This is a genomic window from Methylobacterium sp. A49B, assembly GCF_053346215.1.
This window is the reverse complement of record NZ_JBKFBO010000002.1, coordinates 17,313-30,322: the sequence shown is the minus strand read 5'-3', so window position 1 is coordinate 30,322 and position 13,010 is coordinate 17,313. Positions and strand designations below refer to the sequence as shown.

The 13,010-nt window shown below is 72.1% G+C and carries 13 protein-coding genes, 1 tRNA gene and 1 pseudogene; 9 read left to right on the top strand and 6 right to left on the bottom strand.

Annotated elements, in window-relative coordinates; genetic code table 11:
• Nucleotides 1–18: 18 nt before the first annotated feature.
• The 4 genes and pseudogenes from ACLBX9_RS00325 to ACLBX9_RS00310 form a co-directional block, all read right to left on the bottom strand.
• Nucleotides 19–287 (bottom strand): annotated as a pseudogene (locus ACLBX9_RS00325) (DUF6894 family protein).
• A 402-nt stretch (nucleotides 288–689) separates the two neighbouring features.
• A complete protein-coding gene (locus tag ACLBX9_RS00320; RefSeq protein WP_447717510.1) occupies nucleotides 690–1,382 on the bottom strand; it encodes a phosphatase PAP2 family protein in 693 nt (230 codons plus the stop codon).
• A 273-nt stretch (nucleotides 1,383–1,655) separates the two neighbouring features.
• A tRNA-Ile gene (locus tag ACLBX9_RS00315) sits at nucleotides 1,656–1,731 on the bottom strand.
• Between the two features lie 37 nt (nucleotides 1,732–1,768).
• Nucleotides 1,769–2,428, bottom strand: coding sequence for a DNA-3-methyladenine glycosylase family protein (locus ACLBX9_RS00310; RefSeq protein ID WP_447717509.1), 660 nt, complete (start codon nucleotides 2,426–2,428; stop codon nucleotides 1,769–1,771).
• 273 nt (nucleotides 2,429–2,701) lie between these two features.
• On the opposite strand from ACLBX9_RS00310, the gene ACLBX9_RS00305 reads away from it, so the two are divergent.
• From ACLBX9_RS00305 to ACLBX9_RS00295, 3 genes are all read left to right on the top strand, one after another.
• Nucleotides 2,702–3,259, top strand: a complete 558-nt coding sequence (locus ACLBX9_RS00305; protein ID WP_010686615.1) for a metallophosphoesterase — start codon at nucleotides 2,702–2,704, stop codon at nucleotides 3,257–3,259.
• A 61-nt stretch (nucleotides 3,260–3,320) separates the two neighbouring features.
• Nucleotides 3,321–3,626: a hypothetical protein gene (locus ACLBX9_RS00300; protein ID WP_447717508.1), complete on the top strand. Its 306-nt coding sequence runs from the start codon at nucleotides 3,321–3,323 to the stop codon at nucleotides 3,624–3,626.
• Nucleotides 3,627–3,681: 55 nt separating this feature from the next.
• Nucleotides 3,682–3,930: a hypothetical protein gene (locus ACLBX9_RS00295; RefSeq protein WP_039894525.1), complete on the top strand. Its 249-nt coding sequence runs from the start codon at nucleotides 3,682–3,684 to the stop codon at nucleotides 3,928–3,930.
• A gap of 209 nt (nucleotides 3,931–4,139) precedes the next feature.
• On the opposite strand, the gene ACLBX9_RS00290 is transcribed toward ACLBX9_RS00295, so the two are convergent.
• The gene (locus tag ACLBX9_RS00290; protein ID WP_010686612.1) at nucleotides 4,140–4,925 is read right to left on the bottom strand and encodes a sigma-70 family RNA polymerase sigma factor; all 786 of its coding nucleotides are present in this window, start codon (nucleotides 4,923–4,925) and stop codon (nucleotides 4,140–4,142) included.
• Nucleotides 4,926–5,031: 106 nt separating this feature from the next.
• Nucleotides 5,032–6,024, bottom strand: coding sequence for an SDR family oxidoreductase (locus ACLBX9_RS00285; protein WP_010686611.1), 993 nt, complete (start codon nucleotides 6,022–6,024; stop codon nucleotides 5,032–5,034).
• A 150-nt stretch (nucleotides 6,025–6,174) separates the two neighbouring features.
• On the opposite strand from ACLBX9_RS00285, the gene ACLBX9_RS00280 reads away from it, so the two are divergent.
• The 6 genes from ACLBX9_RS00280 to ACLBX9_RS00255 all read left to right on the top strand — a co-directional run bounded on the left by ACLBX9_RS00280 (nucleotide 6,175) and on the right by ACLBX9_RS00255 (nucleotide 12,993).
• Nucleotides 6,175–7,356: a YihY/virulence factor BrkB family protein gene (locus tag ACLBX9_RS00280; protein WP_010686610.1), complete on the top strand. Its 1,182-nt coding sequence runs from the start codon at nucleotides 6,175–6,177 to the stop codon at nucleotides 7,354–7,356.
• Between the two features lie 552 nt (nucleotides 7,357–7,908).
• Entirely contained in the window at nucleotides 7,909–8,619 is a 711-nt protein-coding gene (locus ACLBX9_RS00275; protein WP_039894523.1) for a Crp/Fnr family transcriptional regulator, read from the top strand.
• 121 nt (nucleotides 8,620–8,740) lie between these two features.
• Nucleotides 8,741–10,090 (top strand): LarC family nickel insertion protein, encoded by a 1,350-nt coding sequence (locus ACLBX9_RS00270; protein WP_447717507.1) that lies wholly within the window; start codon nucleotides 8,741–8,743, stop codon nucleotides 10,088–10,090.
• Nucleotides 10,087–10,908, top strand: a complete 822-nt coding sequence (locus ACLBX9_RS00265; protein WP_447717506.1) for an adenine nucleotide alpha hydrolase — start codon at nucleotides 10,087–10,089, stop codon at nucleotides 10,906–10,908. The genes ACLBX9_RS00270 and ACLBX9_RS00265 overlap by 4 nt, the downstream gene beginning before the upstream one ends.
• Nucleotides 10,905–11,585, top strand: coding sequence for a nickel pincer cofactor biosynthesis protein LarB (gene larB, locus ACLBX9_RS00260; protein ID WP_447717505.1), 681 nt, complete (start codon nucleotides 10,905–10,907; stop codon nucleotides 11,583–11,585). Before ACLBX9_RS00265 ends, larB begins: the two co-directional genes overlap by 4 nt.
• A gap of 283 nt (nucleotides 11,586–11,868) precedes the next feature.
• The gene (locus tag ACLBX9_RS00255) at nucleotides 11,869–12,993 is read left to right on the top strand and encodes an aldo/keto reductase (RefSeq protein ID WP_447717504.1); all 1,125 of its coding nucleotides are present in this window, start codon (nucleotides 11,869–11,871) and stop codon (nucleotides 12,991–12,993) included.
• Nucleotides 12,994–13,010: the final 17 nt, after the last annotated feature.

The window sequence follows — 13,010 nt, the reverse complement described above, 5'->3', positions numbered from 1 at the left end:
GGCCGGTCTCCGCGGCCGCTACCCGGCCGGACTGGGTTCGGCGACGGCCGCGCCGTCGAGCCTCAGGCCCGCGAAGGTCAGGGTCGCGGTGTAGACGACCGTTCCACCCTCGTCGCGGACCAGCACGGTGAAGGCCTGGTTGTCGCCGTCGCGGGGGATGATCCAGCGCGCGATCTCCGGCAGGCTGATCATCGCCCCCGGCGCGCCGCATCCAGATCCGCGCACTCGGTCCCATCGGTGTCTGGCAGGAACTGGCCGTCGTGGATGTCGAAGAAGAAGCGGGGCAATCCACCCCTCCGTGCGGTGCTCTCATCAGGCCAACCCACGGTCGGTGCGCCGGTTCTCCATCAATTCCAACCTACGTTACAGGCTTTCCGTCCGGACCGCGGTCCGGAGGCTACCGCGATCAGTGCAGCGCCGAAGATCGGGGGATGGACGGGAGCAGATGACCTGCTGGCGTTCTGCACGCACGCGAACCACCGGCGGCACCAGATCGACGCCGCACGCATCCGCGATCTGCCGTGGGCATCTGGATGCGTCCCGCTGATCTGCCGGCGACGAGAACGAGAGTTCGGACGACTGCCGATCATCACCGCAGGGCCAGTTCGTCGCTATGGCATGTCGCGTCGCGGGTGCGGGGCCGACATCCCGCCTCAGCATGCCCGCTCCGGAAACAGGGCGTCCCGGGCCTATTGGAACAAGCCGTGGGCTGCCGCCCGGACATCATGGAACATGGTCGCGAAGAAATAGGCCAGGATGAACAATCCCGCATTGAAGAGTCCAGGATAATGGGCGGCCACGTTGCTCGCCCGGGCCGCGGCGGCCTTGCTGGGAAGCAGCCGCCGCACGCACACGGCCACGACGACGCCGATCAGGGCCCCGCCCAAAACATCGCTCGCGTAGTGATAGCCCGCGTAGATGCGCGGAAGGCAGACGACCAGCACCGACCAAGCGTAGGCGAGCGCCCCGAGCGGCCAGGCGAGAAGCCAGAGCGCCGTCGACAGGGCAAAGCTGAGCGCGGCGTGATCGCTCGGGAAGGAACTCCAGTGTTCGAGCGTCCCCATGTTCGTTCCGATCGGAGCCACGAAGGCAGGATCGCCGCCGTGCAGGGGGCGGAGCCGCAACGGGGAGAAATTCTGGACCAGACGCGAAACCACGACGGCCAGGAACATGCCGCCCGCGGCTTCGAACGCCGTCGTCCGGGCGGAAACCTTCTCGTCGCCGCGATACCAGAGATAGATCAAAACGATGATCAGAGGCAGGAGCCTGATGCTCTCGAGATCGAGGAACTTGACGACGAACTTGTCGAAGAACGCGTGGCGGCCGGCAATGGCGCCCGTGAGATGCAGCATATAATCGTCAAGACTCGAAAAGACGTGCATCGACGGATCCTTAGGTCAGGATCAAAGCACGGTAGGCGAAACGCGGCGCCGCGACAACGTGTCTGCCGTCAGTGGATATTGCGTATCTATCTCTTCCGTCCAGCAAGTCCTGACTGACTACCTCTGTTGTGAGTTCCAGCCGGGGTATCGTCTGTAGAGCATCACTTTATCGTGACGCGAGTGGCCGTCTGTTGATTAGAATTGTACCTGCGGATCCGATAGACGGCGCCGCGATCGGCGCTGGACCACGTTCCGAGTCCCGGCAGGATCGGGTGGTGGGCCCGGCAGGACTCGAACCTGCAACCAGACCGTTATGAGCGGCCGGCTCTAACCATTGAGCTACGGGCCCGGGAGGCGCCGACCGATAGCCGATCCCCGCCCGCCCGTCACCCGGTTTCCGCCGCCCCGTCCGGGCTCCGGCTCGGGGGCGCGGGCTCGGCCATCGCCGCGGGCCGGTCCTTGATGTGCCAGAGGTAGCGCGCCAGGATCGACCGGTACGGCGCGAAGGCGCCCGCCACGGCGTTCGTGTCCGTCCGGCCGGTGAGCCGGCGCAGGCAGCCCACCGCCGCCACGTCCCCCTCCGGCCAGATGTCCGGATCGTGGAAATGGAAGATGCCGACCATGTCGGCGGTCCAGGGACCGACGCCGCGGATGCCGCACAGGCGCGCCGCGCGCTCCCGGTGCGGCAGCCCGGCGAGGTCAGGCCCGAGCAGGCCCGCCGCCTCCGCGGCAACGATGGCCTGGAGAGCGCGGATCTTGTTTCCCGAGATGCCGCAGGCCCGCAGCAGATCCGCGTCGCCGGTCTCGAACAGGCCGCGGGGAGTGGTGGCGGCCGTCGCGGCCGCGGCCTCGATCCGCGTCCAGATCGCCGCGGCGGCCCGGGTGGACAACTGCTGGTTGACCACCTCCACGAACAGGCGGTCGGCGACGGGGCCGCTCGCCGGCGGCGCGATCACGATCGGGCCGGCCTCGACGAGGGCGGCCCGCAGGACCGGGTGCGCGCCGGCCGCGTCCAGAAGATGCGCGTAGATCGCGGGATCGAGCATCGCCGTGAAGCCTGTCCGACGTGGGATTCGTCCGGCGGGGTTCCTGGGATCCGGGAGGTTGAGCGGCGTTCCCCCGAGGGCGGTCCCGACGCGACTCCCGACCCGCAGAGCCCCGTCGGCGACGGATCATAGCGCGGGCCCCGGGGCGCGGTCCGGGGTCAGGATGCCGCGCGGCCTTGCTCGGGACGCGGGTGGGACCACCTCGGTTCGGAACCGCGCGGCCTGCCGCGGCGGTCTCGTGCGGATGCAAGCCCGGGGGCGAGTCTCGGCGACATGGCGACCTTCTTCACCGCGGACACGCATTTCGGCGACCCGCACATCCTGCGCCACCGCGCGGACCGGTACGGCGACGTCGCGGCCCACGACGAGGCGCTGGTGGCCGGCTGGAACGCCGTGGTCGGCCCGGAAGACGTCGTCTGGCACCTCGGCGACTTCGCCGCGCATGCGAGTCGCGCCCATTGCGCGGCCATCTTCGCCCGGCTGAACGGCGCGAAGCATCTGGTCCGGGGCAATCATGACTCCAACCGCGTGCTGGACCTGCCCTGGGCGGAGCCCCCGGTGGAGAGTCTCCGCCTCTCGGTCGCGGATGCCGCGGGGCGGGCGCACCGCCTGTTCCTGTCGCACTACGCGCATCGCGCCTGGCCGGGCCTGTGGCGGGAGACGCGCCACCTCTACGGGCACAGCCACGGCCGGCTCCCCGACACCACCCGCTCCTGCGATGTCGGCGTCGATGCCTGGGGCGGCCGCCCGATCCCGCTCGACGCCATCCTGGCGCGACAGGACGCGGCCGGCCTGGTCCCGGAGGAGATCGCCGCGCACGGGCTGCGCTAAGGGCTACAGAAAGGGCTGCACGCCCTATGTCACCGCCCACATGTCCGGAGGCCGCACGACCATGACCGACCCCTCCTCTCCACAACCCGGATGGGCCGAGGCCGCGGCGCAGGCCGGGACCGACCTCGGCCTCGGGACCGCCTTCCCGACGATGCAGCCGGCGGACTGGGACCGGGTCTGCCGCCGGGCCGGCCAGATCCTCGCTGCCCGGGGCGAGGTCCTGTCGCCCGGCTGGGAGCGCGGCGTGGCGCGGGCCGCGGGCCGGTCCGATCCCGCCGACGGGCCCGGTGATCAACTGGCCCGCGACGAGGCCGACACCGTGCTGGCCGAGGAGGGCGAGGTGTTCGCCCCCGAGGACGACGCGTGACGTGCGGCGCGTCCGGGCGGTTGCCGTCGCGCGGGCGCCGGCCGATGTAAGGGGCATGCCTCAGCCCGAACACCAGCGCGCCGCCCCGAGACCTGCAGCCCGAGCGAATCACGGCGGCACACCGACGCCCCTGCGGGTGGTGCCGGTCGCGGGCGGCCCGGTCCTCGACGGGCCGACGCGCCTGCGCCTCGGCCAGACCTTGCGGGCGCTGTACGATCCGGTGATCGACGAGGCTCTGGACCCGCGGCTGGCGGAACTGCTGCGCCAGCTCGACGCCGACCGGAAGGGCGGCGCCTCGCGCTGAACCCGCGGTCTATGCCTCGGAAGGGGCTCCCGCCGGTGGATCGGGGGGATGTCACACCGACGGGAGCCGAGCCGAGCCGACGGATCGACCCAACCCGCCCGTATGTCGCCCGGGAGCAGCCTGGGCGCTTTCACCTAAGTCAAATTCGGCCCGGAATACCGGTATAGAAATGCCGATTTTGCCTCTCCGACGTGGAAAATCGCTCCTGCTCAGGCCGTGGCCCCGGTCACCGAGAGCATGACGCCGTCGTTGCCGATCTCGGATCCGCTGTAGCCGAGCATGCGGGCGAGCTGCTCGCGGGCGCGCCAGACGCGGCTCTTCACGGTGCCGATCCGGCAGTTCATCACAGCCGCGGCCTCCTCGTAGCTCAGGTTCTCGATCGCCACGAGGACGAGCGCCTCCCGCATCACCGGGGCGAGCCGGTCGAGGGCGGCGCGCACGTCCTGCAGGTCGAGGTGGCCGCCCTGCTCGGGGATGCTGGTGAGCCGCTCGGCATGGTTGCCGTCGGTGTCGGCGACCTCGCGGCCGTGCTTGCGGTGCTGGCTGTAGAACACGTTGCGCAGGATCGTGAACAGCCACGCCTCCAGGTTGGTCCCGGGGGTGAAGCCGCCCCGCCCGCGCCAGCCGCGCAGTAGCGTGTCCTGCACGAGGTCGTCGGCCGCCGCCGGGTCGCGGGTCAGCGAGACGGCGAACCGGTGCAGGGCCGGCACCACCTCCAGCAGGCCCGCCCGGAAAGTCGCGTCCCGCTCGCCCTCGGCCTGCACCAGGGCGACGTCGAGGCGGGCCAGCAGCTCGGCAAAGCGCTCCGCGGCGGTCCCGGGCGCCGGGCCGATCTGCTCGTAGGCACGGCCGAGCAGCGTCCCGAGATGGGCGCGCACCGCCTCCGGCAGGCCGTGCCGGCCGTCCTCGCCGGACTCCTCCGCGAGGTCTTCGGCGAAGTCATCGGCCAAGGTCTCGGCGGGATCGAGGAGGGATGGGCCTTCTGTGGCGGGCATGCAGGTCCGGTCGTCGGCGGGCGGGCCGGTGGCCCCATGGCACCGGTTGTCGCCCGCCCCGAACCCCCATGCCGCAACATGGGTTAGCCCTATCGCGGAAGGCGCCTCAGCCCCGGGTGCCGTATCGCCGCGCCGCCGCGACCCCCGCGAGCACGGCCGCGCCGGCCGCGGCGGCGGCGAGGCCCGCACTCAGGGTCCCGGCGGACGGCACGCCCTTGCGCGCGCGCCAGCCCCCGTCCGTCCCCGTCCCCCGCGCGACCGGATCGCGCAGGGCGCCGTGGGTGCGCGGGCCCGGATCGGCCCGGTCGAGGGCGAGCCGGAATCCCAGGCCCATGAGATGCTCGGTCGGGTACGGGGCCAGCGCGTAGCCCACCTGCGCGAGGCGGGCCGGCCAGCCCACCGCGACCTCGTCCCGCGGGTGCCGCACGAGGCGGAGATAGGTCTCGGCCACGGCCTCGGGCGCGTAGTACAGGTGGCCGGGATTGAGCCGCTTGCCGGTGACGTTGGCGCCGTGCTCCAGTCCCGGCGTGTCGACGATCGCCGGGAACACCGCGCAGACGTGGACGTGCCGGTGCCGGGCGAGTTCCTGGCGCAGGCTCGCCGAGAAGCCGCGCAGGCCGAACTTGCTCGCCGTGTAGGCGGCCGCGAAGGGTGTCGGCGCCCAGCCGCCCATGGAGACCGTGTTGATCAGCGTGCCCCGGCCGCGGTCGAGGAAGTGCGGCAGCACCGCGTAGGCGCCGTGGAGCGCGCCCAGCAGGTTCACCGCGATCGTCCGCCGGTGCAGGTCGAGCGGCGCGTCGAGCAGGGGGCCGAAGACGCCGACCCCGGCGTTGTTGATCCAGACGTCGATGGCCCCGAAGGCGTCGATCGCGGCGCGGGCCAGGGCGTCGACCGCCGCCGGATCCGTGACGTCGGTGGGGACCGCCAGCGCCCGCGCCCCCGATGCGCGCAGGTCCCGGACGATCCCGTCGAGCACCTCCGCCCGGCGCGCCGCCAGGACCACCCGGGCGCCCCTCGCCGCGAAGGCCTCGGCGGCGGCCCGGCCGATGCCGCTCGAAGCCCCGGTGATCACCACCGTGCCGCCGTCCCGTCCCGCCATGCCGGGTCTCCGTCTCGTCTTGCAACTCCACAGCGAACCGCGGCGCGGGAAGTGGCGTTCCCCCTGGCAGCTGCGGCGAACCGGACATGTCTGCCCGCGGACCTCCGAACGCCGCCCCGAGCCCGTCCGCCTGTCCGCCGAGGTCCGCCGATGCCAACCCCCGACCCGATCCGCCCCGAGGCCGCCGGCCCGCAGGGACGGGCTTCGCAGGACCAGGCCTCCGCCGTCTGGACGCTGGCGCTCGCCACCGCGCTGATCGGCCTCGTCGCCTTGCCGCGCCGGGCCGCCCGGCCGGCCGAGCGGCGGGCCGGGGCGCCCGAACGCGACGGCGCACGCCGGCCCTCGCCCTCGCACGCGGGCGGCGAGGCCCACGCGGTCGCCCGGACCCAGACCGATCGCGGGCGCGCCGCCTCGGGGCCGACCGAGATCCCCGCCAAGGGCTGGAAGGACATCGCGCTGCGCACCTACCACGACATCGGCGAGAACCGCCTGTCGCTGATCGCGGCCGGGGTGACCTTCTTCACGCTGCTGGCGATCTTCCCCGCGGTGGCGGCCCTGGTCTCCTGCTACGGCCTCGTGGCCGACGCCTCGACCATCAACGACCAGCTCGCCAGCCTCCAGGGCATCCTGCCGCAGGGGGCGCTGGAGATCGTCGGCGATCAGGTCAAGCGCCTGAACGAGCAGGGCAACACCACCCTCGGCTTCAGCCTGCTCGTCGGCATCGTCCTGTCGGTCTGGAGCGCCAATGGTGGCGTGAAGCACGTCTTCGACGCGCTCAACCTCGTCTACAACGAGCGCGAGAAGCGCAACTTCGTGGTGCTCAACCTCGTCTCCCTCGGCTTCACCGCGGGTGCGCTGCTGTTCCTCATCCTGGCGCTGTCGGCAGTCGTCGTCCTGCCGGTGGTGCTCTCGTATATCGGCCTCGGCACGGACGCGTGGTGGCTGACGCTGCTGCGCTGGCCTGCCCTGCTGGTGGCTGTGCTGCTCGGGCTCGCCCTGCTCTACCGCTACGGGCCCAGCCGGGACGCGCCCCGCTGGCGCTGGGTCACGCCGGGCGGCGCCCTGGCGGCCGTGCTGTGGATCGCCGCCTCGCTGCTGTTCTCCTGGTACGTCGCCCATTTCGGCAGCTACAACAAGACCTACGGCTCGCTCGGCGCGGCGATCGGTTTCATGACCTGGATCTGGCTCTCGACCATGATCGTGCTGGTCGGCGCCCAGGTGAATGCCGAGATGGAGCACCAGACCGCCGAGGACACCACCGTCGGTGAGCCGCAGCCCCTCGGCACCCGCCGGGCCCGCATGGCCGACACGGTGGGCGCCGCCGCGGAATAGGGCGCCTGCGCGGCGTCGCCCCGGTGGCGGAACGGGGACCAGGCTCCTGAGGTCTCCCATCCTGGTCCGGCCGCCGGTCACCGCCCGGGATCAGGCTGTCATGGCTGCTCTGCCGCGCGCCCGCAGGGTTTCGGCGCCTCTGCCAAGCAACCGAGGGCTCGCGGGCCCGATTTCGGGCGGGTGCGAGACTTGTCCCGCCTCCGGCTCACGGCCGGACGAGGCGAACTAACACAGGTTGGCGCGCGTTTTTTCGGTCCAGGCACAAGCCGGTCAAGAAGATCCGAACTTCGGTGTTCGAAAGATCGCTGCTCCTTGCCTGATAGAAATATCCGTGGCTCGCTCCTTCAACGATACCGCTGGTGATGCCGTCCTGCGGGCCGGTGGCAAGGCCGGGGCCTTGTGGCCGCATCCCGGCAGGCGGAACGTGGTCGGGCTTTCCGTGCCGGCCGTTCGTGCCCCGATGGTCCATCCCCTGCGGGTCATGGGGGCCGCGGCGTGAGGCGGTTCGGTTCGCAGCACGCCGGCGCGGCCGCGCTTTGACCGGAGGCGGGCGTGGATAACCCGTTCGTCCGGAAGATGGAGCAGCATGTCCGGCTCGCGCCCGAGGACCGCGCGCTGCTCGACGGCCTCGCGCGCCAGCATGTCCGCCACGTCGCGGCCCGTCAGGACATCGAGGGGCAGCAGAGCGACCCGTACCACACGCACCTGATCCTCGACGGCTGGGCCTGCCGGTACAAGCAGTTCCCGGACGGGCGGCGGGCGATCGTCGCGCTGCTCCTGCCCGGCGACCTGTGCGATCCCTTCGTGTTCCGCCGCGCGCGGATGGATCACGCCATCGGGGCACTCACCCCGGTCACCGTCGCGCGCATCACGCCGGACCAGATCGGCGACGCGATCCGCGGCCGGCCGGCGGTCGAGGAATGCCTGTGGCGGGAGATGCTCGCCACCCTGGCGATCCACCGGGAGTGGATCGCCAGCGTCGGCCGGCGCTCGGCGATCGAGCGGCTCGCCCACCTGTTCTGCGAGCTGCACCTGCGGCTCGCCCGGGTCGGGCTGGCGGACGGGACCTCGCTGCCGATGCCGGTGACCCAGCCGGATCTCGCCGACGCCCTCGGCCAGACGAGCGTGCACATCAACCGCACCCTCAAGGAGCTGCGCACCAGCGGCCTCGTCGCCCTGCGCAGCCGGCGCCTGACCATCCGCGACCTCGACGGGCTGATGGAGCGCGGGCTGTTCGATCCGGCCTACCTGCAGCTCTCCTGAGGGCGGCGGGCGATACGCCGCGGCATGGCCGCCCCGTGAGTCGCCTGGCGAACCTTGCCTCGGGCGTGAATCGGCCGATCTGAGCCGGATCTTCCTTCCCGTCCGGGCCGCCTGACAGACGATGCACATCCACCTCGACGCGCTCGGAGGCGTCGCCGGCGACATGTTCGCCGCCGCGCTGCTGGACGCCTTTCCCGAGCACCGGGAGGGCGTGCGCGCGAGCGTCCGGGCGGTCGATGCGCGCATCGCCTGTGCGGTGCAGGATCACAACGACGGCATCCTGCGCGGCTCACGTTTCGCCGTCTCGAGCCCCGAAGCCGACCGCGGACCGCACCGGCACGACCACCCGCGTCCCGCGCGGGATCACCACGGGCACCACGACCATGCCCACGATCACGTCCACGATGACAACCACGTCCATGCCCACCACCATCCCCACCACCACGATCACGGCGGTGAGCCCGGTCATCAGCATCGTCATGAGCACGGCCACCGGCCCTGGGCGGAGATCCGCGCCCTGCTGGCGGCGGCGGATCTCGCGCCTGCCGTCCGGGCGCACGCGCTCGGCATCTTCGGCCACTTGGCCGCCGCCGAGGCGCGGGTCCACGGCATCGCCGTGGCGGCGGTGGCGTTCCACGAGGTCGGCGCCTTCGACTCGATCGCCGACATCGTGGCCGCCGCCCACCTGATCGCCGTGCTGGAGGCGCGGAGCTGGAGCGTCTCGGCCCTGCCCCTCGGCTCCGGCCGGGTTCGGACCCAGCACGGCCCCCTCCCCGTCCCGGCGCCCGCGACGGCGCTGCTGCTCGAAGGGTTCGCGACCCTCGATGACGGCATCCCCGGCGAACGCGTCACCCCTACCGGCGCGGCGATCCTGCGCCATCTCTGCGGCGACGATCCCGGTCGGGGACGCCCCCGGGGGATCCTGGGGCGCACCGGCATCGGCTTCGGCACGAAGGTCCTGCCGGGCCTGAGCAACTGCCTGCGCGCCCTGGTGGTGGAGGACGGTGGCTCCACCGGTCCGGGCCGGCGGGACCTTGCGGTGATCGCCTTCGAGATCGACGACCAGTCGGGCGAGGACCTCGCCATGGGGCTCGACCGGCTGCGGTCGGAGCCCGGCGTGCTCGACGTCGTGCAGGCGCCGGTCCTCGGCAAGAAGGGCCGGATGATGGCCCGCGTCCAGGCCCTCGTACGGCCGGAGAGCCTGGAGGCGGCGATCGCGGCCTGCTTCCGGGAGACCACCACGATCGGCCTGCGTTACCACCACGTGGAGGGCGCGGTGCTCGACCGCGCGGCCCGCAGGGTCGAGCACGACGGCCGGTCCGTTCGCGTGAAGGTCGTGGCGCGGCCGGGCGGGCGCACCGCCAAGGCCGAGGCCGACGACGCCCGCGACCATCCGGGCCACGCGGCCCGGGCCGCCCTGCGCCGCGAGGCCGAGCAGCGCGCGCTGGAACAGGAGCAGGAGGAGCGGTGACGCGCCAGCATCTCGAAACCGTCCTATCGGGGCTTGGGCCCGTCTCGGTCGCGGTGAGCGGCGGGGTCGACAGCCTGACGCTCGCCACCTTCGCCCACCGGCTGGCGCCGGGCGCGGCCCTGATGGTCCACGCGGTCTCGCCGGCCGTGCCGGAGGAGGCGACCGCGCGCGTCCGCGCCGAGGGCGCCCGCGAGGGCTGGGACCTGCGGGTCATCGAGGCCGGCGAGTTCGCCGATCCGGCCTACCGGGCGAACCCGGTCAACCGCTGCTTCTTCTGCAAGACCAACCTGTACGGTGCGGTCCGGCAGGTCACCGACCGCCAGATCCTGTCGGGCGCCAACCGCGACGACCTCGGCGAGTACCGCCCCGGCCTCGACGCCGCCCGGGAGCATGGCGTGCGCCACCCCTACGTGGAGGCGGGCTTCGACAAGGCGGCCGTGCGGGCGCTCGCCCGCGACCTGGGCCTCGGGACGGTGGCGGAACTGCCGGCGGCACCCTGCCTGTCCAGCCGGGTCGAGACCGGCATCCCGATCGAGCCGGAGACCCTGGGCTTCATCCACGCCGTCGAGCGGCTGGTCGGCGGGGCGCTGGATGCGGACAGCGGCGCCAAGCGCGCGGTCCGGTGCCGGGTGCGCGCCGAGGGCGTGGTGGTGGAACTCGATCCGGCGAGCCTCGCGGCACTGGCTGCGGAGGATCGCGAGAAGCTCGGGGCGGGCATCCGGGACATCGCGCCGGCGCGTCTCGCCGGCCTCGTCCGGTTCGCCCCCTACCGGGTCGGCAGCGCCTTCCTGGTACCGCAGGGAGAGGCCCGGTCGTGAGCGTCGCGGACGAATTCACCCTCGATTTCGCCCGGTCCGAACGGATCGGCCTGGAGGAGGCGATCTTCTGCGCCGGCAAGAGTCCCGAGCAGATCGACGCGATCCTGGAGGCCGCCCAGGCGCGCGGCGCCTCGCTCCTCCTCACCCGCCTCGACCCGGAGAAGCGCGACCGGTTGCGGGACGCGGCGCGGCTCGACTACTGCCCGGTCTCGCGCACGGCGGTGTTCGGCGAGGCGCCGCATGTCGCGGGCCCGGCCCGCGTCGCCGTGGTGGCGGCCGGCACCTCGGACGTCCCCGTCGCCCGCGAGGCCCTGCGGGTGCTGGCCTATGCCGGCCGGGCCGCCTCGCTCTTCGCCGATGTCGGCGTCGCCGGCCTGTGGCGGCTGACGTCGCGGATCGAGGAGATCCGCGCGCATTCGGTGGTGATCGTCGCCGCCGGGATGGACGCGGCCCTGCCCAGCGTCGTCGGCGGCCTCGTGGCGGGCGCGGTGATCGCCGTCCCGACCTCCGTGGGCTACGGGGTCGCCGCGGGCGGGCGCGCCGCCCTCGACGCCGTGCTGGCGAGCTGCGCGCCGGGCATCACGGTGGTCAACATCGACAACGGCTACGGCGCCGCCTGCGCCGCCCTGCGCCTGCTCCACGCGGCAGGACGCCTCGCCGCGGGGACCGAACGATGAGTCGACGCGAAGCATTACCCCGCCCGATGCGCGAAGCTGGAGACTGCACTGGTGTTCGAGCATCCGCCTCGTCATCCCGGGGCCGCAAAGCGGAGCCCGGGATCCAGACACGCGCGTTCATTCATGGTTTGCGCCGTCGGCGGCTCTGGGTTGCCCGCCTCCGGCGTGCCCCTTCGGAGCCGGGCTCGCCTGTGGCGTCCCGGAACGACGCATGGGCCTTCGGTGGCGCAGCGACCTGCCGGATGATCACTTTGACTCACAGATCCTCGAACGGAGACAGCCGATGGAACGCCGCAGCTTCCTCCAGGGCGCCGTGCTCGGCGCAGGTCTTTCGGGCGCGAGCCTCGCTGGCGCCGGCAGCGCAGGTGCGGCCGTGAACGCCCCCGCCCTTCCTGGCAACCGCCCGCAGGATCCGGCGGACCTGCCCTTCGTCACCGATCCCGGCGAGCGCCGGGGCGAGATGCTCTACCGGACCTTCGGCAAGACGTCGGAAAAGATCTCGGCGATCGGGATGGGCGGGTTCCACCTCGGCAAGAACGCCGTCACCGACGACGAGGCGACGTGGCTGATCCATGCCGGGATCGATCGCGGCATCACCTTCATGGACAATTGCTGGGACTACAACGAGGGCCGCTCCGAGCTGCGCATGGGCGTCGCCCTCGACCAGGGCGGTTACCGCGACAAGGTCTTCCTGATGTCCAAGATGGACGGGCGGACCAAGGAGGAGGCGCTCAAGCAGATCGACACGTCGCTGAAGCGCCTGCGCACCGACCGGATCGACCTCGTCCAGCACCACGAGATCCTGCGCTTCGACGACCCGGACCGGGTCTTCGCCGAGGGCGGGGCCATGGAGGGGTTTCTCGAAGCGAAGAAGCAGGGCAAGCTGCGCTACATCGGCTTCACCGGCCACAAGGACCCGCGCATCCACCTGCAGATGCTGGAGGTGGCGGCCGAGCGCGGCTTCCACTTCGACGCGGTGCAGATGCCCGTCAACGTGATGGACGCGCAGTTCCGCTCGTTCAGCCACCTCGTCCTGCCGTATCTCGTGCAGAACGGCATCGCGCCGCTCGCCATGAAGACCTTCGGCGACGGGGTGATCCTGAAGTCGGACGCGCCGATCAAGCCGCTCGAGTACCTGCACTTCTCGCTGAACCTGCCGGTCTCGGTGGTGATCACCGGCATCCAGAACCAGCGCGACCTCGACCAGGCCTTCGAGGCGGTGAAGACCTTCACGCCGATGGACAAGGCGACGGTGGCCGAGCTGCTGTCGCGGGCCAAGCCCTACGCGCTGGAGGGCAAGTACGAGCTGTTCAAGACGAGCGCCACCTTCGACGGCACCGCCAAGAACGCGGCGTGGCTCGGCGACGACGTGCAGGGGGTGAAGAAGCTCGCGCCGACGATGGAGTAGGAGCGGGCTGGCGCGTC